Below are 22075 nucleotides of genomic sequence, written 5' to 3'. Positions count from 1 at the left end.
CTCATTTCCTCGGGTCGAAGGCATCGCGAGCGGACTCGCCGATAAACACCAGCAAACTCAACATGATCGCCAGCACGGCAAAGGCACTCATGCCCAGCCACGGCGCTTGCAGGTTGGATTTGCCCTGGGCCACCAGCTCGCCCAGCGATGGCGACCCGGCCGGCAAGCCGAAGCCGAGGAAGTCCAGGGCGGTGAGGGTGCCGATGGCACCGGTGAGGATGAACGGCATGAAGGTCATGGTCGAGACCATCGCATTGGGCAGGATGTGGCGGAACATGATCGCGCCGTTCTGCATGCCCAAGGCCCTGGCCGCGCGCACGTATTCGAGGTTGCGGCCGCGCAGGAACTCGGCGCGCACCACGTCCACCAGGCTCATCCAGGAAAACAGCAGCATGATCCCCAGCAGCCACCAGAAGTTGGGCTGCACGAAACTGGCGAGGATGATCAACAGGTACAGCACCGGCAACCCGGACCAGATTTCCAGGAAGCGCTGCCCGGCCAGGTCGACCCAGCCGCCATAGAAGCCCTGCAAGGCCCCGGCGATCACGCCGATGATCGAGCTGAGCACCGTGAGGGTCAGGGCAAACAGCACCGACACGCGGAACCCGTAGATCACCCGCGCCAACACATCGCGCCCCTGGTCATCGGTGCCCAGCAAGTTCACCGAAGAGGGCGGCGCCGGTGCGGGCACCTTGAGGTCGTAGTTGATGCTCTGGTAGCTGAACGGAATCGGTGCCCACAACGTCCAGGCGTCCTTGGCCTTGAGCAGTTCCTGGATATAGGGGCTCTTGTAGTTGGCCTCCAGCGGGAATTCACCGCCAAAGGTGGTCTCCGGGTAGCGCTTGAGCGCCGGGAAATACCAGCCGCCATCGTAGTGCACGGCCAGCGGCTTGTCGTTGGCGATCAGCTCTGCGCCCAGGCTCAGCACGAAGAGGATCAGGAACAGCCACAGCGACCACCAGCCGCGTTTGTTGGCCTTGAACCGCTCGAACCGGCGGCGATTGAGGGGGGACAGATTCATCTCAATGCTCCCGGCTGGCAAAGTCGATTCGCGGATCGACCAGGGTGTAGGTGAGGTCGCCGATCAGTTTCACGATCAGCCCCAGCAGGGTGAAGATGAACAGCGTGCCGAACACCACCGGGTAGTCGCGGTTGATCGCCGCTTCAAAGCTCATCAGGCCCAGGCCGTCGAGGGAGAAGATCACCTCCACCAGCAATGAACCGGTGAAGAAGATGCCGATGAACGCCGAGGGGAAACCGGCGATCACCAACAGCATGGCGTTGCGGAACACATGGCCGTACAGCACACGGTGGTTGGTCAGACCCTTGGCTTTGGCGGTGATCACGTACTGCTTGTTGATCTCGTCGAGAAAGCTGTTCTTGGTCAGCAGGGTCATGGTGGCGAAGTTGCCGATCACCAGCGCGGTAATCGGCAGCGCCAGGTGCCAGAAGTAATCGAGGACCTTGCCGCCCCAGCTCAACTCGTCGAAGTTGTTCGACGTCAGCCCGCGCAAGGGGAACCAGTCGAAATAACTGCCGCCGGCAAACACCACGATCAGCAGGATCGCAAACAGGAACGCCGGGATCGCATAACCGACGATGATTGCCGAACTGGTCCATACGTCGAAATGGCTGCCATGTCGGGTGGCCTTGGCGATCCCGAGGGGGATCGACACCAGGTACATGATCAGCGTGCTCCATAACCCGAGGGAGATGGACACCGGCATCTTTTCCTTGATCAGGTCGATAACCTTGGCGTCACGGAAGAAGCTGTCGCCAAAATCCAGCTGGGCGTAGTTCTTGACCATGATCCACAGGCGTTCCGGCGCCGATTTGTCGAAACCGTACATCTTTTCGATTTCCTTGATCAGCGTCGGGTCCAGGCCCTGGGCGCCACGGTAACTGCTGGAGCCGGCCACCGACACTTCGGCCCCGCCGCCGGCAATGCGGCTGGTGGCGCCCTCAAAGCCTTCGAGCTTGGCGATCATCTGCTCCACGGGGCCACCGGGGGCGGCCTGGATGATGACGAAGTTGATCAGCAGGATCCCGAACAGCGTCGGGATGATCAGCAACAGGCGGCGAAAGATATAGGCCAGCATTTAATCGCCTCCGCTCGCCGGATCGGCGTTGGTGCTTGTGTCTAAAGGAATAGCCGGTTTGACGTTAGGTTTGGCCCACCAGGTCGCGGTGCCGACGTCGTAGCGCGGCGGGACCTTGGGGTGCCCGAGGTGATTCCAATACGCCACGCGGTAGGTCTTGATGTGCCAGTTGGGGATCACGTAGTAGCCAAATTGCAGTACGCGATCCAGCGCCTTGGCGTGGGCCACCAGGCTTTTTCGCGAGTGTGCATCGATCAGTTCTTCTACCAGCTGGTCGACGGCTGGATCCTTGAGCCCCATGTAATTGCGGCTGCCCGGCTTGTCGGCGCTGGAGGATTTCCAGAATTCCCGTTGTTCATTGCCCGGCGAGGTGGACTGGGGGAAGCTGCCCACCAGCATGTCGAAATCCCGCGAGCGGATCCGGTTGACGAATTGCGAGACGTCCACTCGCCGGATCACCAGGTCGATGCCCAGGTCGGCCAGGTTGCGCTTGAACGGCAACAGGATGCGTTCGAACTCAGTCTGGGCCAGCAGGAATTCGATTTTCACCGGCTTGCCGGTGGTGTCGACCATCTTGTCATCGACGATCCGCCAGCCGGCGTCCTGCAGCAACTGGTACGCCTCGCGCTGTTGGTTGCGGATCATGCCGCTGCCATCGGTCTTGGAGGGTTCGAAGGCCTGGGTGAAGACTTCGGGCGGGATCTTGTCGCGCAGCGGTTCGAGAATCGCCAGCTCGTCTGGGCCGGGCAGGCCGGTGGCGGCCATTTCCGAGTTTTCGAAATAACTGCGGGTGCGGGTATAGGCCCCATTGAACAGCTGCTTGTTGCTCCACTCGAAATCCAGCAACAGGCTGATGGCCTTGCGCACGCGCACGTCCTGGAACATCGGCTTGCGCGTATTGAACACAAAGCCCTGCATCCCGGTGGGGTTGCCGTTGGGGATTTCTTCCTTGATCAAGCGGCCCTCAGTCACTGCCGGGATGTTGTAGGCATTGGCCCAGTTTTTCGCGCTGAATTCCAGCCAGTAATCGAACTGCCCGGCCTTCAGCGCCTCCAGCGACACGGTGCTGTCGCGGTAATAGTCGGTGATGCGGTTATCGAAATTGTAGAAACCTTGGGTGACTGGCAGGTCCTTGGCCCAGTAATCCTTGACTCGCTCATAGCGGATCATGCGCCCGGCCTTGACCTCGGCCACCTTGTACGGCCCGCTGCCCAGCGGCACTTCCAGGTTGCCCTTGGCGAAGTCGCGGGTCGCCCACCAATGTTTGGGCAATACCGGCAGTTGCCCGAGGATCAGCGGCAATTCGCGGTTATTGGTGCGCTTGAACTTGAACAGCACCTTCAGCGGGTCTTCGGCGATCACTTCGTCGACGTCGGCGTAATACGTGCGATAGATCGGCGAGCCTTCCTTGATCAGTTCCTGGAAGGTGAACACCACGTCTTCGGCACGGATCGGTTGGCCATCATGGAAGCGTGCTTCGGGGCGCAGGTAGAACCGCACCCAGCTGTTGTCCGGGGCTTTTTCGATCTTGCCGGCGACCAGGCCGTATTCGGTGATGGGCTCGTCCAGGCTTTGCATGGCCAGGGTGTCGTAGATCAGGCTCAGGTTATCGGCCGGCACACCTTTGCTGATGTAGGGGTTGAGGCTGTCGAAGCCGCCCATGGCCGACTCGCGGAACGTGCCGCCCTTGGGGGCGTCCGGGTTGACGTAGTCGAAGTGCTTGAAGTCGGCGGGATATTTCGGCGGTTCGTTGTACAGCGTCAACGCATGTTGCGGGGCGGCTTGGGCCACGGTGCACAGCAGCAGGCTGCCGAGCAGGGCAGTACGCAAATACATCATTGGGCTTTCTCCGAAGCTTTCAGCCACCACGCGCTCAGGCCCAGGCTGTAGGGCGGTGTGGTGACAAAGGCGAACCGGTTGCGGTACGCCAAGCGATGATAGTTGAGGTACCAGTTGGGAATACTGTAGTGCTGCCACAGCAGCACGCGGTCCAGGGCACGGCCGGCGGCCAGTTGCTCCTCGCGGGTCTTGGCGGCCAGCAGTTGTTCCAGCAGGTGATCGACAATCGGGTTGGCGATGCCTGCGTAGTTCTTGCTGCCCTTGATCGCGGCCTGGCTGGAGTGGAAGTACTGCCACTGCTCAAGGCCGGGGCTCAAGGTCTGGTTGAGGGTGATCAGGATCATGTCGAAGTCGAATTGATCCAGGCGCTGCTTGTACTGGGCGCGGTCGACGGTCCGCAGGCGTGCGTCGATGCCGATGCTGATCAGATTCTCGACGTAGGGCTGCAGGATGCGCTCCAGGTTCGGGTTGACCAGCAGGATCTCGAAGCGCAACGTTTGACCGTCCTTGTTCAGCAGCCGTTGGCCTGACAGTTTCCAACCGGCCTCGCCGAGCAACGCCAGGGCGTGGCGCAGCGTCTCGCGGGGGATGCCGCGGCCGTCGGTCTGGGGCAGGCTGAACGGCTGGGTAAACAGGTTGGCCGGCAACTGGTCGCGGTACGGCGAGAGCATCAGCCATTCATGCCCGGTGGGCACGCCGGTCGCGGCGAACTCGCTGTTGGGGTAGTAACTCAAGGTGCGTTTATAGGCGCTGCTGAACAGGGTGCGGTTGGTCCATTCGAAGTCGAACATCAGCCCCAGGGCTTCGCGCACCTTGGTCTGGCTGAAGGTCGGCCGCCGGGTGTTCATGAACAGGCCTTGGCTTTGGGTCGGGATCTGGTGGGCGATCTGCGCCTTGATCACATCACCCCGGTTCACTGCCGGGAAGGTGTAGCCGTTGGCCCAGTTCTTGGCCTGGTGCTCGATATAGATATCGAACTCGCCGGCCTTGAAGGCTTCGAAGGCCACGTCGCTGTCGCGGTAGAACTCCACTTCGACCTTGTCGTAGTTATAGAAACCCTGGTTGACCGGCAGGTCCTTGCCCCAGTAGTCCTTGACCCGTTCGAACACCAGTTGCCGCCCAGGGCTGACCTGGGTGATACGGTATGGCCCGCTGCCCAGCGGCGGTTCGAAGGTGGTGGCCTTGAAGTCGCGGTTCTTCCAATAGTGCTGGGGCAATACCGGCAACTCGCCCAGGCGCAGGATCAGCAACGGGTTGCCGGCGCGCTTGAACACAAAGCGGATGCGGTGACGGTTGAGGATATCCACCCGTGCCACTTCCTGCAGGTTGGTGCGGTATTGCGGGTGGCCTTCGGTCAGCAGCGTGCGATAGGAAAACGCCACATCGTAGGCGGTGATTGGCTTGCCATCGTGGAAGCGCGCCTGGGGGCGCAGGTTGAACACCACCCAACTGCGGTCCTCGCTGTACTCTACCGACTGCGCGATCAGCCCATAACTGGAGGTGGGTTCATCGCCGGACGGCGCATAAAGGCCGGTGCCGACCATCAATGGCTCATTCAGCTCATTCACGCCGTATTGCAGGAAATTGGGCGTGGAAACCGGGCTTGAGCCCTTGAAGGTATAGGGGTTGAGGGTATCGAAGGTGCCAAATGCCATGACCCGCAATGTCCCGCCTTTCGGCGCTGCAGGGTTTACCCAATCGAAGTGGGTGAATTTGGCCGGGTACTTGAGGCTGCCGAACTGCGTATAACCGTGGCTCTCGGTAATCGTCGCGTTCGCACCAAAGCTCAAGGCCAGACTTATTAGTAGAAGGAGGGGACGCTTCAAGTCAGAGATCCGATCCAGGCGGCTTGGGCTTTATGATCGGTACAGTAACAGCTTGTTCCGGTTGGAAAAAGCCAGTCGGCTGATGCAGGGCCAATGTGGGAGGGGGCTTGCCCCCGATAGCGGTAGACCTGCCAATGAATCTGTTGGCTGGTACATTGCTATCGGGGGCAAGCCCCCTCCCACATTGGTTCCCCAGTGTTCATGAAACTTAGCGTGGACCTGATACCACCAGCATCTGCCCTGGCTTCAAGGCCTGGCCTGTGCGCGGGTTCCAGCGCTTGAGATGTTGCATCTCAACGTTGAAGCGCTTGGCGACGATGTACAGCGAGTCGCCTTTCTTGACTTTGTACTGCACTGGCTTCTTGCTGTCGGCCTTGGCCACCAGCTTGCGCGTGTCCTGCATCACCAGGGTCTGGCCGACCTTGAGGGCCTGGCCGTTGAGCTTGTTCCAGCGTTGCAGGTCATGCACGTCGACCTTGTTGGCCTTGGCGATGAGCGTGAGGTTGTCGCCACTGCGCACTTTGTAGCTGCGGCTGCGGCCGGCCACCCGAGCGGTCTCGACTTCGTCGAATACTTGCTTTTTCGGACGCATCGCCAGTAATTCTTCCGGCTTCATCGTCGACAGGGTGCTGGTGAGCAGTTGCGCCTTGGAGCTGGGCACCAGCAAATGCTGGGGACCGTCCAAGGTGGTGCGTTGTTTCAGGGCGGGATTGAGCTGGAACAGTTCGTCTTCGTCGATCTCGGCCAGCGCGGCAACCCGTGACAGGTCCATGCTCTGCTTGACTTCAACCACTTCAAAGTACGGCGTGTTGGCGATCGGGTTCAGGTTGACGCCATAGGCCTCGGGCGCCAGCACCACCTGGGACAGTGCCAGGAACTTGGGCACGTAGTCCTTGGTTTCCTGGGGCAGCGGCAGGTTCCAGTAGTCGGTCGGCAGGCCGAGCTTCTCGTTGCGCTCGATTGCCCGGCTCACCGTGCCTTCGCCAGCGTTGTAGGCGGCCAGGGCCAGCAGCCAGTCGCCGTTGAACATGTCGTGCAGGCGGGTCAGGTAGTCGAGGGCGGCGGTGGTGGAGGCGGTGATGTCGCGGCGGCCGTCGTAGGCGCGGGTCTGGCGCAGGTTGAAGTAGCGCCCGGTGGAGGGGATGAACTGCCACAGGCCGACCGCATCGCTGCGCGAATAGGCCATCGGGTTGTAGGCACTTTCAATCACCGGCAGCAGCGCCAGCTCCAGGGGCATGTTGCGTTCTTCAAGGCGTTCGACGATGTAGTGAATGTAGAGGCTGCCGCGTTCTCCGGCGTTCTCCAGGAAGGAAGGGTTGCTGGCGAACCACAGGCGCTGTTGCTCGATGCGCGGGTTGACACCTAGGCCTTCCTGCAATTGAAAGCCCCGTCGCATGCGTTCCCAGACGTCCTGGGGCACTTCGGGTGCAGGCTTCTCTGACAGCCAGATGACGGGTTTCTGCTTGATCTTGGCGCTAAGGTTCGGCTTGGGTTGCACGGTGGATTGTGCGGTGAAATTGCTTGATTGGCAGCCCGCCAGCGTGGCGGACACAGCCACCGCCACAGCTTGAGCCAGGCGGGTCAATGCGTCTGAATGGTTGGATTTACGAATAGATGACGACATTGGCTGGAAGTAAGTTCCGGGCAAAAATGTCGGGCGATTCTAGAAACCCGTTCGGTTCCGGTCAACCATTCAGAAATTACGTATCAGATTGCTTCTGGTTAGAACTTATCTTTCCACGCCCTCAAGCTAGCAAACACCTCGGCCCCAGAGCGGTTGTCGCGGCCATTCCGTTCGTCCGCTTTTTGTTTAACGGATGTTTCAGAGGTACGTAGGAAAGGGTTGGTCAGCCGCTCCAGGGCCAGGTTGGAAGGCAATGTGATCTCGCCACGGGCGCGCAGTTGGCGGACGCTTTCCACTCGTTCGGCGATATCGGCGTTATCCGGTTCCACCGCTTGGGCGAACTTGAGGTTACTTTGTGTGTATTCGTGGGTGCAGTACACCCGTGTGTCGGCGGGCAGGGCGGCCAACCGTTCAAGGGAGGTGTACATCTGTTCCGGCGTGCCTTCGAACAGGCGCCCGCAGCCGGCGGCGAACAGGGTGTCGCCGCACAGCAGCACGCCGGTGTGATAAAAGGCGATATGGCCCAGGGTGTGGCCGGGCACTGTATAAATGTCGAAGTCCCAGCCGAGTACCGTGATGCGGTCGTTATCGTTCAAGGCCACATCCCTTGCGGGGATCTTCTCGTTGGCCGGGCCGTAGACCTTGGCGTCGGTAGCGCCTTTGAGCTGTTCGACGCCACCAACATGATCATGGTGATGGTGGGTGACCAGGATGTCGCTGAGGGCCCAGCCTGGATGCTGTTCGAGCCAGTCCAGCACGGGGGCGGCATCGCCGGGGTCGACCACGGCGCAGCGTTGGGTGTGCGGGTCCTGTAACAACCAGATGTAGTTATCGGTGAAGGCGGGCAGGGCACTGATCTGTATCATTCTTCGATTCGCCAAGCTGAACACATTGGTGCATCTTAGAACGTCTAGGCGAGTTGGAGAATGCAATGACTGATAAAGCGTTCGCCCAGGCCGATCCTGAGTGGCTGGCCCTGATCAGCGCCGCCCGCGAATGGCTGTCCGGTCCCATCGGGCAATTTCTGCTGGACGAAGAGCGGCGCATGCTCGAAGACGAGCTGGGCCGGTTCTTTGGTGGCTATCTGGTGCATTACGGCCCTTCGGCCGAAACGCCGCCGTGTGCGCCCCAAGTGCAGCGCAATGTGCGCTTGGGCGCGCCGTTGCCGGGGGTGGAGATCGTCTGCGAAGAACAGGCCTGGCCCTTGAGCGAGCACGCCGCCGACGTGGTGGTGTTGCAGCATGGCCTGGATTTCTGCCTGTCACCCCATGGCTTGCTGCGCGAAGCGGCGAGCAGCGTACGGCCGGGTGGCCATTTGCTGATTGTGGGGATCAACCCCTGGAGCAGCTGGGGCCTGCGCCATGCGTTCGCCCACGATGGCCTGCGCCAGGCGCGTTGCATCTCACCGCAGCGGGTGGGCGACTGGCTTAACCTGCTGGGCTTCGCGCTGGAGAAACGCCGCTTCGGGTGCTATCGTCCGCCGCTTGCGTCGACCAAGTGGCAAGGCCGCCTGGCCGGTTGGGAGCGCCGCGCAGGTGCCTGGCAGTTGGCGGGTGGCGGCTTCTATCTGCTGGTGGCGCGCAAGATCGTGGTTGGGCTGCGGCCGGTGCAGCAGGTGCGCCGTGAGCCGATGGGCAAACTGGTGCCGATGCCGATGGCCAAGGTCAACCGCAAGCAAAGCGATGCGCAACCCTCTTCTTGAATGAATACCGAGTAACCGATGACCGATAGCGTAGAACTCTTCACCGATGGCGCCTGCAAAGGCAACCCGGGCCCTGGCGGCTGGGGCGCGTTGCTGGTGTGCAAGGGCGTGGAGAAAGAGTTGTGGGGCGGTGAAGCCAACACCACCAACAACCGCATGGAACTGATGGGCGCCATTCGTGGCCTGGAAGAACTCAAGCGCCGCTGCAACGTGCTGCTGGTGACCGACTCGCAATACGTGATGAAGGGCATCAACGAGTGGATGGTCAACTGGAAGAAGCGTGGCTGGAAGACTGCGGCCAAGGAACCGGTGAAAAATGCCGACCTGTGGCAGCTGCTGGACGAGCAATGCAATCGCCACGACATCACCTGGAAATGGGTGCGCGGTCACATCGGCCACCCTGGCAACGAGCGCGCGGACCAGCTGGCCAACCGGGGCGTGGACGAAGTGCGCGGCTACAAGCAGAGCTGATGGCGACTCACGTGTTAAGATCGCGCCCGTTGACGCACACCACACTGCACACCACACCGTTGAGAGCTGAACCCTGATGGCCATCCGATCTGTTGTACTCGATACCGAAACCACCGGCATGCCGGTGACCGACGGCCACCGGATCATTGAAATCGGCTGTGTCGAATTGATGGGTCGCCGCCTCACCGGTCGTCACTTCCACGTCTACCTGCAACCGGACCGCGACAGTGACGAAGGCGCGATCGGCGTCCACGGTATCACTGACGAATTCCTCAAGGGCAAGCCGCGTTTTGCCGAAGTCGCCGATGAGTTTTTCGAATTCATCAACGGCGCCCAGTTGATCATCCATAACGCGGCGTTCGACGTCGGCTTCATCAACAACGAATTCGCCCTGATGGGGCAGACCGATCGCGCAGACATTTCCAAGCACTGCTCGATCCTCGACACCTTGATGATGGCCCGTGAGCGTCACCCCGGCCAGCGCAACAGCCTCGATGCCTTGTGCAAACGTTATGGCGTCGACAACTCCGGCCGTGAACTGCACGGCGCCTTGCTTGACTCCGAGATCCTCGCCGACGTCTACCTGACCATGACCGGCGGGCAGACCAGCCTGTCCCTGGCGGGCAACGCGTCGGATGGCACGGGCTCGGCGGAAGGCTCGGGTAACCGTCCTTCGGAAATCCGCCGGCTGCCGGCTGATCGCAAGCCCACGCCTATTATTCGTGCCAGTGAGCAAGACTTGGCCGAGCATGCGGCAAGGTTGGAAGCGATTGCCAAGTCGGCGGGTGCGCCGGCGTTGTGGACTCAACTGACCCAGCAATAGCCTGGCTGCACGCAATCCAAAGGTGGGAAGGGGCTTGCTCCCTCCCACCGTTGATCTCCATCTGCCTGCGAAATCTTCATTCGCCACATCCACTCCCAGCTTCTACCCTTGAGTGCATAGCCCTCAGGACGACAAGCACTCATGTACAAAGACCTGAAGTTCCCCGTCCTTATCGTGCACCGCGACATCAAGGCCGACACCGTCGCCGGTGACCGGGTCCGAGGCATCGCTCGAGAGCTGGAACAGGAGGGCTTCAGTATTTTCTCGGCAGTGGACTACGCCGAGGGCCGGCTGGTGGCCTCCACCCATCATGGCCTGGCGTGCATGCTGATCGCCGCCGAAGGCGCGGGCGAGAATACCCATCTGTTGCAGAACATGGTCGAGCTGATCCGGCTCGCGCGGCTGCGGGCGCCGAATCTGCCGATCTTTGCCCTGGGCGAGCAAGTCACCCTGGAAAATGCGCCGGCCGACGCCATGAGCGAGCTTAACCAACTGCGCGGCATTCTGTACCTGTTCGAAGACACCGTGCCGTTTCTCGCCCGGCAAGTTGCCCGTGCGGCGCGCACTTACTTGGATGGCCTGTTGCCGCCGTTCTTCAAGGCGCTGGTGCAGCACACCGCTGATTCCAACTATTCCTGGCACACCCCCGGCCATGGCGGCGGCGTGGCCTACCGCAAAAGCCCGGTGGGGCAGGCGTTTCATCAATTTTTCCGGGAAAACACCCTGCGTTCGGACTTATCGGTGTCGGTGCCCGAGTTGGGCTCGCTGCTGGACCACACCGGGCCGCTGGCCGAAGCCGAGGCCCGCGCCGCCCGCAACTTTGGCGCGGACCACACCTTCTTCGTGATCAACGGCACGTCCACCGCCAACAAGATCGTGTGGCATTCCATGGTCGGGCGCGATGACCTGGTGCTGGTGGACCGCAACTGTCACAAGTCGGTGTTGCACTCGATCATCATGACCGGCGCCATCCCGTTGTACCTGTGCCCGGAGCGCAACGAACTGGGGATCATCGGCCCGATTCCCTTGAGCGAATTCAGCCCCGAGTCGATCCGCGCCAAGATCGACGCCAGCCCGTTGACCCGTGGCCGGGCGCCCAAGGTCAAGATGGCCGTGGTCACCAATTCCACCTATGACGGCCTGTGCTACAACGCCGAGTTGATCAAGCAGCAATTGGGCAACAGCGTCGAGGTGCTGCATTTTGATGAGGCCTGGTACGCCTACGCGGCGTTTCATGAGTTCTTCGCCGGGCGCTACGGCATGGGCACTTCGCGCACGCCGGACAGCCCGCTGGTGTTCACCACCCACTCCACCCACAAACTGCTGGCCGCGTTCAGCCAGGCTTCGATGATCCACGTGCAGGACGGCGGCGCGCGTCAGTTGGACCGTGACCGTTTCAACGAAGCCTTCATGATGCATATCTCGACGTCGCCGCAGTACAGCATCATTGCTTCGCTGGATGTGGCCTCGGCGATGATGGAAGGTCCGGCCGGGCGTTCGCTGTTGCAGGAAATGTTCGACGAAGCCCTGAGCTTCCGTCGGGCGCTGGCCAACTTGCGCCAGCACATTGCCGCCGAGGATTGGTGGTTCACCATCTGGCAACCGCCGTCGGTGGCGGGCATCGACCGGGTCGTCACCGCTGATTGGCTGTTGCATCCCCAGGCTGACTGGCATGGCTTTGGCGAGGTCGCCGAGGACTACGTGCTGCTGGACCCGATCAAAGTGACGCTGGTGATGCCCGGCCTCAACGCCGGCGGCGCCCTGAGCGATTGCGGGATTCCGGCTGCCGTGGTCAGCAAGTTCCTCTGGGAGCGTGGTCTGGTGGTGGAAAAGACCGGGTTGTATTCCTTCCTCGTGCTGTTCTCCATGGGTATTACCAAAGGCAAATGGAGTACCTTGCTCACCGAATTGCTGGAGTTCAAGCGCAGCTACGACGCCAACGTGAGCCTGGCCAGTTGTTTGCCATCGGTGTTTGCCCAAGGCCCCACGCGCTATCAAGGCCTGGGCCTGCGCGACCTGTGCGACCAACTGCATAGCTGTTACCGTAGCAACGCCACTGCAAAGCACCTTAAACGGATGTATACCGTTCTGCCGGAAATCGCGATGAAACCCGCGGATGCCTACGACCAGTTGGTCAGGGGGGAAGTGGAAGCGGTTTCCATCGATGCCTTGCCAGGGCGCATCGCAGCCGTGATGCTGGTGCCTTATCCGCCCGGTATTCCACTGATCATGCCGGGCGAGCGCTTCACCGAGTCGACGCGTTCGATTATCGACTACCTGGCCTTTGCCCGGACGTTCGATAGCAGTTTCCCCGGTTTTGTCGCCGATGTTCATGGGTTACAACACGAAGATGACGGCAGTGGTCGTTGTTACACCGTCGATTGCATCAAGGGTTAAGAATGTTTATGCAAGCTGTAATGAACCCGAAGTATCCAGGGCTCAGTGTACGGGTCGCCGACGAAGGCTTTGACGCCTATGTGTGGGGCAATGATTTCAGCTTTGAAGTCAGCGCCTACGGTGAGCCGCAGATGGGCAAGCGGGTCGATCAATGGCCTGTGGAGCGCATCTTGCCGTACCGCAAGTGCTATGGCATCGATCCGGAAGAGTTCGCCAGTTTTCGCGACGCGCCCGACAGCGCGATCTTCATGGCCTACCTGGACGACCGCCCGGTAGGACACATCGTGGTCAGCACCAATTGGAACGGCTTTGCCCATGTCGACGAATTGGCTGTGGCCTTGCCCGCCCGGCGCCATGGCGTGGCCAAGGCGCTGCTGGATGTGGCGCAGTTCTGGAGCCGCAAGAAAAACCTGCCCGGCATGATGCTGGAAACCCAGAACAACAACCTCGGGGCCTGCCGTTTGTACGAGCGCTGCGGCTACGTGATGGGCGGCATCGACCACCTGCGCTATCGCGGCATTGATCCGCAAACCCGCGAAGTGGCGATTTTCTGGTATCGGCTGTTCAAGAGCGAAGTCGACAAGGCTTAGCCCGCCAACAGGCCTTCGGCCTTCTGCGTCACGATCTCCAGCAATGCATTCAGCGCTGGGGAGGTCACGCCCTCCTTGAGGGTCAGCGCATACAGGCTGACCATGATTGGCGGCGACACCGGGCACGCATCCAGCCCGGCCTCGCGTGCGCCGAACGCGGTGAAAGGGTCGACCACCGCCAGGCCTTCTCCCGCTTCCACCATGCTGCGCATCATCTGGTAAGTCTGTACGCGCGTCTGCACCACCGGCAGCGGGCGCAGGGCTTGCAGCTTGGCATCCAGCAAGCGGCTGAGCGGGTCCTGGCCTTCGAGCCCGATCATCGATTGCCCGGCCAGGTCCTGCAGCGCGATGTACTTCTGCTTGGGTTTGAGCCAGCCATGGGGCGCGAGCAATTGCAGTTTGCCTTGGGCCAGCACGGTGCTGTGGATCTGTGGGTGTTCCGGGTCATGCAGGCTCAGGCCTACGTCGGCTTCGTGCAGCAGCAGGCTCCTGACGATCTCGCGGGTCGGCTGGCTTGACAGGTTGCACGGCGTGTCCTGGAAGCGTCGGCGCAGCAGCGCAATGCTTTGCGGCAACAGTTGATTGGCCAGGGGCGGGGTGCAGAGGGCGCGCAGGGTCGGGGCGTGATGGTGTTTCAGGCGGCTGGCGAGGCGCTGCACTGGTTCCAGCGCCTCATACACGTGGGCGATTTCCGCCTGCAGCTCCAGGGTTTCCCGTGTCGCCTGCAAGCGTCCACGGACGCTGGCGAACAGCATAAAGCCCAATTGCGCCTCGGCCTCCTTGAGCGCCGCGTCCACATCGCCCACGGGGAGTTGCAACCACTCGGCGGCCAAGCCTGGGTGTCCGGTCTGCAAGATGGCTTGAATCACTTCGATATGACGTAAACGCATCGCCGGAGTCTATGTGCAGCGCGCCGGGTATTCAATAGAATGGCTGCGCTGATCATCAACGACCAAAGCCGGCTGCCGGCATTAACAACAAAAACAGGTCTGGTCTCACATGCCTCTACCCTCGATCCTCGGGGTAACGGCCAAGCAACTGCTGGTCTTGGTGACCGTCGGGTGCGTGGCTGCTTATCTCTTCAACGCTCAAAACGAAAGCACGCCGGAAAACCTGGCACTTGAAACGTTCATCCGTTCCCAGGAACAGGTGGCCGAACAGGTGGGGGCAGTCCTGGAAGTGGCATTGGTCAGGCAGGTGGTCGCGTATCCGGGTTACCACAGCGCGGGCTACCAGCGTTCGATGTTTGCCGTGCAGGGCGAGCGGGGACGCTTGATGGTGACCTTGAAGAAGGTCGAGGGGGAGCAGGGCATTGAGGTCACGGAGATCCGCCGGCCGTGATCACCCCAGCCCAGTCGACGCCATCAATGGCCAGGACTGAGCAGGTGGATAAGGCGTGATCTTATGACGCGAGGGTGGTTCGCGACTCGCGCACGAGAATCGTGCCCGATTGAATCAACTTGAATTCGTCGCCTTCCAGCTTTTCTACACGATCGCCAATGGCCAGCTTGTAGGTGGTGGTAGGTGCCGAGCCAGCCAGGTCGCCTTGCGCCGGGTTGGATTCCTGGAACTCATGCACCGAATACACACGTCCTTCTGCGTCTCTGGCATGAAACTGTCCGACTAGTACTGCTGCCATCTGTTTAGAACCTCTGGAGATAAACACTCGATTTGCGGTTCTGTAGACCGTCAGGGAGCGGGGTAGTTTACTTACGGAATAAAAATACTATTCGCTAATCTTTTCAGATGATTCCTACATGTCACTGCGTGATGCCAATGCCCGGAGGATTATCAAAACCTTCTGGTGAACACGCCGCGAAGACTCTATAACTACAAGCTCCTTTAGTCAGACGTCGGGAACCCCCAATGAGCAAGGTCTACACCGTAGCCGTCCTGGTTGGCAGCTTGAGAAAAGACTCGATCAACCGCAAGGTCGCGCTGGCATTGGCCGAACTGGCCCCTGCCAACCTGAAGTTGAACATTGTGGAAATTGGCGACTTGCCGCTCTACAACGAAGACATTGACGGTGCGACACCGCCGGCAGCCTACAGTACTTTCCGTCAACACGTGAGCTCATCCGACGCGGTGCTGTTCGTGACCCCGGAATACAACCGCTCCGTGCCCGCGCCCTTGAAGAATGCCATCGACGTAGGTTCTCGGCCCTACGGGCAGAGCGCCTGGAGTGGCAAGCCGGGGGCGATCATCAGCGTGTCGCCGGGGGCGATTGGTGGTTTTGGCGCCAACCATCACCTGCGCCAGTCCCTGGTGTTTCTCGATGTGCCCTGCATGCAGCAGCCGGAGGCCTACCTGGGCGGCGCGGGCAGTGTATTTGACGAGGCGGGCAAGGTGTCTGAAAAGACCAAGCCGTTCCTGCAGGCGTTTATTGATGCTTACGCCAAGTGGGTGGCCAAGCAGCACGGCTGATTACCCGCCCACTTAAAGGTGTTTACTCTCAATGTGGCGAGGGAGCTTGCTCCCGTTGGGCCGCGAAGCGGCCCCAGGCCTTTGTTTGAAAAGACTGGGACTGCTACGCAGTCCAACGGGAACAAGCTCCCTCGCCACAGCTACGGCGCTTCCTTGCGCCAATGAGGGTCAGCGCAACCAGTTGGTGCGCGCCAGTTCGATCACTTCATCGCCCCGGCCGCTCATCACCGCCTTGAGCATGTACAGGCTGAAGCCCTTGGCTTGTTCCAGCTTGATTGTCGGCGGCATCACCAACTCCTGGGTGGCGGTGACCACATCCACCAGCACCGGGCCATCATGGGCCAGGGCGCGGCGCAGGGCGGGCTCCAGGTCTTCGGATTGCTCCACGCGAATGCCGAGGATGCCCATGGCGTTGGACATGGCGGCGAAGTCCGGGTTTTTCAGTTCGGTACCGGCGTCCAGGTAGCCTGCGGCTTTCATCTCCATCGCGACAAAGCCCAGCGAGGCGTTATCGAACACGATGACTTTCACCGGCAGTTTCAACTGCGCCAAGGAAATGAAATCCCCCATCAGCATGGCAAAGCCGCCGTCACCGGACATCGAAATCACCTGGCGATCCGGGAAGGCCGCCTGCGCGCCGATGGCCTGGGGCATGGCATTGGCCATCGAGCCGTGGTTGAACGAACCGATCAGGCGGCGCTTGCCGTTCATCTTCAAATATCGCGCAGCCCACACGGTCGGTGAGCCGACGTCGGCGGTAAAGATTGCATCGTCATCCGCCAACTCGCTGAGCAAACGCGCCACGTATTGTGGGTGGATCGGCCGATTGGCCTTCGACGGTTGAGCCAGGTCATCGAGCCCTTGGCGGGCTTTTTCATACTGCTTCAAGGAGGTCTCGAGAAAGCTGCGATCGGTCTTGCGCGTCAAGCGCGGCAGCAGGGCGTCGATGGTTTCACTGACATCCGCGGCGATGCCCAGGTCCAGCGTGGCGCGGCGGCCGAGGGCCTGCGGGTTGCGGTCAACCTGGATGATCTTGGCGTCAGTGGGGTAGAACTGGCGATAAGGAAAGTCAGTGCCGAGCATGATCAACGTGTCGCAGCCGAGCATGGCGTGGTAACCGGAGCTGAAGCCGATCAGGCCGGTCATGCCCACATCGAACGGGTTGTCCCACTCCACATGTTCCTTGCCGCGCAGGGCATGCACCACGGGTGCGCCCAGCGCGTCAGCCAGGGCCACCACTTGGTCATGGGCGCCGGCGCAACCGCTGCCGCACAGCAGGGTGACCTTCTGGCTGCTTTCCAGGAGCTCGGTGAGGCGTTGCAGGTCTTGTTCCGCGGGCAATGTGCGCGGCGCGTGCAGGGCTGGCCAGAGCTTGAGCTTATCCTCCACTTCCAGCAGCGATACGTCACCCGGAATCACCACCACTGCCACGCCGCGATTGAGGATCGCCGAACGCATGGCGCGGTGCAGCACGTGGGGCATCTGCTCGGGGTTGGTGACCAGCTCGATAAAGTGGCTGCACTCCTTGAACAACTCTTGGGGATGGGTTTCCTGGAAATAGTTCAAGCCGATCTCCGAAGACGGAATCTGTGCGGCGATCGCCAGCACCGGCACATGGTTGCGATGGCAATCGAACAAGCCATTGATCAAGTGCAGGTTACCCGGCCCGCAGCTGCCGGCGCACACCGTCAGTTCACCCGTGGCCGCTGCTTCGGCACCGGCGGCGAAGGCCGCCACCTCCTCGTGGCGCACGTGCATCCACTCGATGCTGTCCATGGTGCGCAGGGCGTCGGTGAGGCCGTTGAGGCTGTCGCCGGTCAGGCCCCAGATACGCTTGATGCCCGCCTGCTCAAGGGTGGTCGCCAATTGCTGGGCCAGGTTGATTTTCGCCATGAAGAACTCCAATCGTCAGTGAGGTTAAAAACTGCTGATCAATAGGGGACAGTTCGATCACGGCGAATGCTCCGCCTTTAATGTGAAGATTGCGTCATAGCCGCCCGGTACTGCCGCGTGCGCCGCGCCAGAAACCATTGGTCGCGCACCAGCGCCATGCACGGCACGACGTTGGCTTTGGGCGAATGGCCGCGGCTGAGGCGGCGCATCTGGTAGCGCACCACGGCGAGTATGGCGAGAGAGGCCAGGGGCTTGCGTTGCCAGTCGATAGGCCTGAGTTGCGGGTTGGGGTCGCGGCCTTCGCGCCAGTGCTGGATCAAGTGGGGTTCCAGCGTCAGGGCGGTGGCGATCCCGGCCATGGCGACGCCACTGTCCAGTACCTGTTGCACGATGGGCAGGCGACGGATGCCGCCGGTGACCATCACCGGCATCTTGGCGATGGTTGCCAGTTGACTGGCGAACTCGAGGAAGTACGCCTCACGCGCCAGGGTGCGGCCGTCACGCGCTTCGCCTTGCATGGCGGGTGCTTCGTAACTGCCACCGGATAACTCCAGCAGGTCGATGGGCAGCGGGTTGAGCATTGCGACCACGGCACGTGCATCGGCTTCTGCAAAACCGCCACGTTGGAAGTCGGCAGAGTTGAGTTTGACGGCGACACAAAACGACGGGCTGACGCTGGCGCGTACCGCACGGATCACTTCCAGCAACAGGCGCGCGCGGTTCTCCAGGGCGCCGCCCCAGCGGTCGGTGCGTTGGTTGCTCAATGGCGACAGGAACTGACTGAGCAAGTAACCATGGGCGCCGTGGATCTGCACGCCGGTAAACCCGGCTTTTTCGGCCAGGCGTGCGCTGGTGGCAAAGCGCTGGATCACGTCTTGGATGTCGTCTTCGGTCATGGCCTTGGGCGTGGCAAACATCTTCGAGAAACCACCGAGGTCGAGTGCCACGGCGGACGGTGCAATGGCTTGCTGGCGTAGGTTGGCCGGCGTCTGGCGGCCTGGGTGGCTGAGTTGTACCCAGAAGTGCACGCCGTTGCCGCGGGCGACGTCGGCCCACTCACTGAAGCTCGCCAGGTATTGCTCATCCTCAAGGGCCACGCCGCCGGGGCCGGTCATGGCGCGGCGGTCAACCATCACGTTGCCGGTGATCAACAAACCGGGATTACCGGCGGCCCAGGCTTTGTAAAGCTGCTTCAATTCACGGGACGGCGCCTGATTGCCATCGGCCATGTTTTCTTCCATCGCCGCTTTGGCGATGCGGTTGGAGAGGACTTGGCCATTGGGCAGTTGCAGGGCTTCAAAGGGTGACATGGGTTGACTCCTGAGCAGAGGAGGTCTCAGGCTAAGCTTAAAGTTAACTTTAATGTCAAGCAGGTGCGGTGATGAATATTGGTGAGCTGGCAAAGCAGAGCGGGCTGGCGGCGTCGCGGATCCGCTTTTATGAGGCCGAAGGGCTGATCAGCCAGGTGGGGCGCCAGGCAAACGGTTACCGGCGTTACGCGCCGGAGGCGCTGCAAACCCTGCAACTGATCCAGAGCGCGCAGCAGGCAGGTTTTACCTTGCAGGAACTCAAGGCGCTGATGCCTGCGCCGGGGGAGCACAAGCGCGAGGAGTTGATTGAGGCACTGGAATGCAAGGTCGTGCAGATCGAAGAGATGCAGGCGCAGTTGGCCCACAGCAAGGCGCAGTTGCTGGAGGTGATCGAGGCAGTGCGGGCGCAGCCGGAAGGCGTGCCGTGTTCGATGGGGCAGAAGCAGGTGCTGGCGTCGATCAAGACCGGTCTACAGAGCAAGTAGATGCCAATGTGGGAGGGGGCTTGCCCCCGATAGCAGAGAACCAGTCAACAGATTCATTGACTGATCCACCGCCATCGGGGGCAAGCCCCCTCCCACATTTGAGGCTCAGCGCCGACGGAACAACGGCAGCGGTTCATCCGTTGCTGCTTGGTACGTCACCGAGAAGTCCTTGAGGCTTTCCAGCGCTTCGTACGGGTCTTTGTCGGCGCGCAGGGCGAAGGCATCGAACCCGCAGCGGCGCAGGTAGAACAGTTGGTCGCGCAGCACGTCGCCAATCGCGCGCAGCTCGCCTTTGTAACCGTAACGGTCGCGCAGCAGGCGTGCGTTGGAGTAGTTGCGCCCGTCGGTGAAGGCCGGGAAGTTCAGGGCGATGACTTGGAAGTGTTCCACGTCCTCACCGATTTCTTCGGCTTCTTCATCGGCGTCCAGCCACACACCCAGGCCGCCATCGCGGGCCTTGAGGGCGTGGCCGTGTTCGCGCCACAGTGCCAACGGCACGATCAGGTCGTCGCAGTTGGAGATACCGTCGAAGCTCGCGTCCTTGGGCAGCAGGTGCCAGGTTTCGTCGAGGACTTCGTTGTTCTTAATGATTCGCTGCATAGACGCGCTCCTTGAACAGGTCAATGCCGATGCGCTGGTAGGTGTCGATGAAACGCTCATCTTCGGTGCGCTGTTCGATGTACACGTCGATCAGCTTGCCGATCACCTCGGGCATGGCTTCCTGGGCGAAGGACGGGCCGAGGATCTTGCCCAGGCTCGCATCGCGGCTGGCGCTGCCACCCAGGGACACTTGGTAGAATTCTTCGCCTTTCTTGTCCACGCCCAGGATGCCGATGTGGCCGACGTGGTGGTGACCACAGGCGTTCATGCAACCGGAGATGTTCAGGTCCAGCTCGCCGATGTCGAACAGGTAGTCCAGGTCGTCGAAACGGCGCTGGATCGATTCGGCGATCGGGATCGACTTGGCGTTGGCCAGGGAGCAGAAGTCGCCGCCCGGGCAGCAGATGATGTCGGTCAGCAGGCCGATGTTCGGCGTGGCGAAACCGCCTTCGCGCAGCTCGCCCCACAGGGTGAACAGTTGGCTCTGCTCCACGTCCGCCAGGATGATGTTCTGCTCGTGGGAGGTGCGCAGTTGGCCGAAGCTGTAGCGCTCGGCCAGGTCGGCCACGGCGTCCAGCTGCTTGTCGGTGATATCGCCCGGTGCAACACCGGTTGGTTTCAGCGACAGGGTGACCGCCACATAACCCGGCTTTTTGTGCGCCAGGGTGTTGCGGGTGCGCCAGCGGGCGAAGCCTGGATGCTCTTTATCCAGCGCTGCGAGCTCGGCGTCCTGATTGCTCAGGGCCTTGTACTCAGGGTCGACGAAGTGTTTGGCGACGCGGTGCACTTCGGCTTCGGTCAGGGTGGTCTGGCCGCCGCGCAGGTGTTCCATCTCGGCGTCGACTTTCTGGGCGAAGACCTCAGGGGTCAGCGCTTTTACCAGGATCTTGATCCGGGCCTTGTATTTGTTGTCACGACGGCCGTAGCGGTTGTAGACCCGCAGGATGGCGTCGAGGTAGCTCAACAGGTCCTGCCACGGCAGGAACTCGTTGATAAACGCGCCGACCACGGGCGTACGGCCCAGGCCACCGCCGACCAGTACACGGAAACCCAGCTCGCCGGCCGCGTTGTGCACCGGCTCCAGGCCGATATCGTGCACTTCGATGGCGGCGCGGTCCGAGGTCGAGCCATTGATGGCGATCTTGAACTTGCGCGGCAGGTAGGCGAATTCGGGGTGGAAGGTGGTCCATTGACGGACGATTTCGCACCAGGGGCGTGGGTCGATCAGTTCGTCAGCGGCCACGCCGGCGAATTGGTCGGTGGTCACGTTGCGCAGGCAGTTACCGCTGGTCTGAATGGCGTGCATTTGCACGGTCGCCAGTTCAGCCAGGATGTCCGGCACATCTTCCAGCGCCGGCCAGTTGAACTGTACGTTCTGGCGGGTACTGATGTGGGCATAGCCTTTGTCGAAGTCACGGGCAATCTTGGCCATCATGCGCGTCTGGCGCGAAGTCAGTTGGCCATAAGGCACGGCCACCCGCAGCATCGGCGCAAAGCGCTGAACATAAAGGCCATTTTGCAGGCGCAGAGGGCGGAACTCTTCTTCGCTCAGTTCACCTGCTAGGTAGCGTCGGGTCTGATCACGGAACTGCTTGACGCGGTCCTCGATGATGCGCTGATCGTATTCGTCGTATACGTACATATAGGTCCTGTTCTCGGCAAATCTGCGCGCACGGCCGCGCACTCCCAACGGAGCGGGGGCACGATACCAGTTTGCGTTTATGCGCAAAAGTGATGTTTGAGTATATGCAAAGAACCAAATCGACTAATGAGATTGATTATCTCGATATCCACATTTGTCATAGGGGCAAGTGTGGACTTTACTGTGGTCGAGTCTTAATGCAATCACCTATAAAACCGACAAGAGGCGATGCGATGAGCAATTCGACAAAAGCCCGTAAACCCGACAGCACCGTTGATGCCTGGGCCATTCTGTTCCTGATCATCCTAGTGGTGGGAACCGCCGTGTTCTGGGTCAGCCATCAGTAGGAA

20 protein-coding genes are annotated in these 22075 nt (G+C 61.1%); 8 read left to right on the top strand and 12 right to left on the bottom strand.

Features of this window, described 5'->3' with window-relative positions; all coding sequences use genetic code 11:
• Position 1 precedes the first annotated feature (1 nt).
• The 6 genes from AO064_RS15335 to gloB all read right to left on the bottom strand — a co-directional run bounded on the left by AO064_RS15335 (position 2) and on the right by gloB (position 8254).
• The gene (locus AO064_RS15335; protein WP_012723835.1) at positions 2–1021 is read right to left on the bottom strand and encodes an ABC transporter permease; all 1020 of its coding nucleotides are present in this window, start codon (positions 1019–1021) and stop codon (positions 2–4) included.
• 1 nt (position 1022) lies between these two features.
• The gene (locus tag AO064_RS15330) at positions 1023–2099 is read right to left on the bottom strand and encodes a microcin C ABC transporter permease YejB (protein WP_012723836.1); all 1077 of its coding nucleotides are present in this window, start codon (positions 2097–2099) and stop codon (positions 1023–1025) included.
• Positions 2100–3938, bottom strand: coding sequence for an extracellular solute-binding protein (locus tag AO064_RS15325; protein ID WP_064053870.1), 1839 nt, complete (start codon positions 3936–3938; stop codon positions 2100–2102).
• Positions 3935–5764 carry an extracellular solute-binding protein gene (locus AO064_RS15320; RefSeq protein WP_064053869.1) on the bottom strand — a complete coding sequence of 610 codons (1830 nt, stop codon included), beginning with the start codon at positions 5762–5764 and terminating at the stop codon, positions 3935–3937. The genes AO064_RS15325 and AO064_RS15320 overlap by 4 nt, the downstream gene beginning before the upstream one ends.
• A gap of 208 nt (positions 5765–5972) precedes the next feature.
• Complete coding sequence (locus AO064_RS15315; protein WP_046034069.1) at positions 5973–7388, bottom strand: lytic transglycosylase domain-containing protein; 1416 nt, start codon at positions 7386–7388, stop codon at positions 5973–5975.
• Between the two features lie 98 nt (positions 7389–7486).
• Positions 7487–8254: a hydroxyacylglutathione hydrolase gene (gene gloB / locus AO064_RS15310; RefSeq protein ID WP_064053868.1), complete on the bottom strand. Its 768-nt coding sequence runs from the start codon at positions 8252–8254 to the stop codon at positions 7487–7489.
• A gap of 65 nt (positions 8255–8319) precedes the next feature.
• Here gloB and AO064_RS15305 point away from each other — a divergent pair, with 65 nt between their 5' ends.
• The 5 genes from AO064_RS15305 to AO064_RS15285 all read left to right on the top strand — a co-directional run bounded on the left by AO064_RS15305 (position 8320) and on the right by AO064_RS15285 (position 13371).
• Positions 8320–9090: a class I SAM-dependent methyltransferase gene (locus tag AO064_RS15305; protein WP_043205244.1), complete on the top strand. Its 771-nt coding sequence runs from the start codon at positions 8320–8322 to the stop codon at positions 9088–9090.
• Positions 9091–9108: 18 nt separating this feature from the next.
• Complete coding sequence (gene rnhA, locus AO064_RS15300; protein WP_003173571.1) at positions 9109–9561, top strand: ribonuclease HI; 453 nt, start codon at positions 9109–9111, stop codon at positions 9559–9561.
• Between the two features lie 82 nt (positions 9562–9643).
• Positions 9644–10384, top strand: a complete 741-nt coding sequence (gene dnaQ / locus AO064_RS15295) for a DNA polymerase III subunit epsilon (protein WP_163825756.1) — start codon at positions 9644–9646, stop codon at positions 10382–10384.
• 141 nt (positions 10385–10525) lie between these two features.
• On the top strand, positions 10526–12781 hold the full coding sequence (locus AO064_RS15290) for an Orn/Lys/Arg family decarboxylase (RefSeq protein ID WP_064053867.1): 2256 nt from the start codon (positions 10526–10528) through the stop codon (positions 12779–12781).
• A gap of 8 nt (positions 12782–12789) precedes the next feature.
• On the top strand, positions 12790–13371 hold the full coding sequence (locus tag AO064_RS15285) for a GNAT family N-acetyltransferase (protein ID WP_064053935.1): 582 nt from the start codon (positions 12790–12792) through the stop codon (positions 13369–13371).
• Here AO064_RS15285 and AO064_RS15280 read toward each other — a convergent pair.
• Complete coding sequence (locus AO064_RS15280) at positions 13368–14261, bottom strand: LysR substrate-binding domain-containing protein (protein WP_064053866.1); 894 nt, start codon at positions 14259–14261, stop codon at positions 13368–13370. The genes AO064_RS15285 and AO064_RS15280 overlap by 4 nt on opposite strands.
• Positions 14262–14370: 109 nt before the next feature.
• Between AO064_RS15280 and AO064_RS15275 the strand changes: the two genes are divergently transcribed.
• Positions 14371–14712, top strand: coding sequence for a hypothetical protein (locus AO064_RS15275; RefSeq protein ID WP_064053865.1), 342 nt, complete (start codon positions 14371–14373; stop codon positions 14710–14712).
• Between the two features lie 61 nt (positions 14713–14773).
• Here AO064_RS15275 and AO064_RS15270 read toward each other — a convergent pair whose 3' ends face one another.
• Positions 14774–15010 (bottom strand): hypothetical protein, encoded by a 237-nt coding sequence (locus AO064_RS15270; RefSeq protein WP_064053864.1) that lies wholly within the window; start codon positions 15008–15010, stop codon positions 14774–14776.
• A gap of 227 nt (positions 15011–15237) precedes the next feature.
• On the opposite strand from AO064_RS15270, the gene AO064_RS15265 reads away from it, so the two are divergent.
• Positions 15238–15795, top strand: coding sequence for an NADPH-dependent FMN reductase (locus tag AO064_RS15265; protein ID WP_012723848.1), 558 nt, complete (start codon positions 15238–15240; stop codon positions 15793–15795).
• A 168-nt stretch (positions 15796–15963) separates the two neighbouring features.
• Here the strand turns inward: AO064_RS15265 and poxB are convergent, their stop codons facing one another.
• Positions 15964–17688: a ubiquinone-dependent pyruvate dehydrogenase gene (gene poxB, locus AO064_RS15260; RefSeq protein ID WP_064053863.1), complete on the bottom strand. Its 1725-nt coding sequence runs from the start codon at positions 17686–17688 to the stop codon at positions 15964–15966.
• A 77-nt stretch (positions 17689–17765) separates the two neighbouring features.
• A complete protein-coding gene (locus tag AO064_RS15255) occupies positions 17766–18998 on the bottom strand; it encodes an NADH:flavin oxidoreductase/NADH oxidase family protein (protein ID WP_064053862.1) in 1233 nt (410 codons plus the stop codon).
• Positions 18999–19069: 71 nt separating this feature from the next.
• Between AO064_RS15255 and AO064_RS15250 the strand changes: the two genes are divergently transcribed.
• Positions 19070–19483 (top strand): MerR family transcriptional regulator, encoded by a 414-nt coding sequence (locus AO064_RS15250; protein ID WP_064053861.1) that lies wholly within the window; start codon positions 19070–19072, stop codon positions 19481–19483.
• A 105-nt stretch (positions 19484–19588) separates the two neighbouring features.
• Here the strand turns inward: AO064_RS15250 and AO064_RS15245 are convergent, their stop codons facing one another.
• Complete coding sequence (locus AO064_RS15245; protein WP_012723852.1) at positions 19589–20083, bottom strand: DUF934 domain-containing protein; 495 nt, start codon at positions 20081–20083, stop codon at positions 19589–19591.
• On the bottom strand, positions 20067–21725 hold the full coding sequence (locus tag AO064_RS15240; RefSeq protein WP_012723853.1) for a nitrite/sulfite reductase: 1659 nt from the start codon (positions 21723–21725) through the stop codon (positions 20067–20069). The genes AO064_RS15245 and AO064_RS15240 overlap by 17 nt, the downstream gene beginning before the upstream one ends.
• Positions 21726–22075: the final 350 nt, after the last annotated feature.

The organism is Pseudomonas marginalis (assembly GCF_001645105.1).
Classification (GTDB): Bacteria; Pseudomonadota; Gammaproteobacteria; order Pseudomonadales; family Pseudomonadaceae; genus Aquipseudomonas; species Aquipseudomonas petroselini.
Note: the sequence above shows the minus strand (reverse complement) of the source record. Positions and strands in the feature narration are given on the sequence as shown.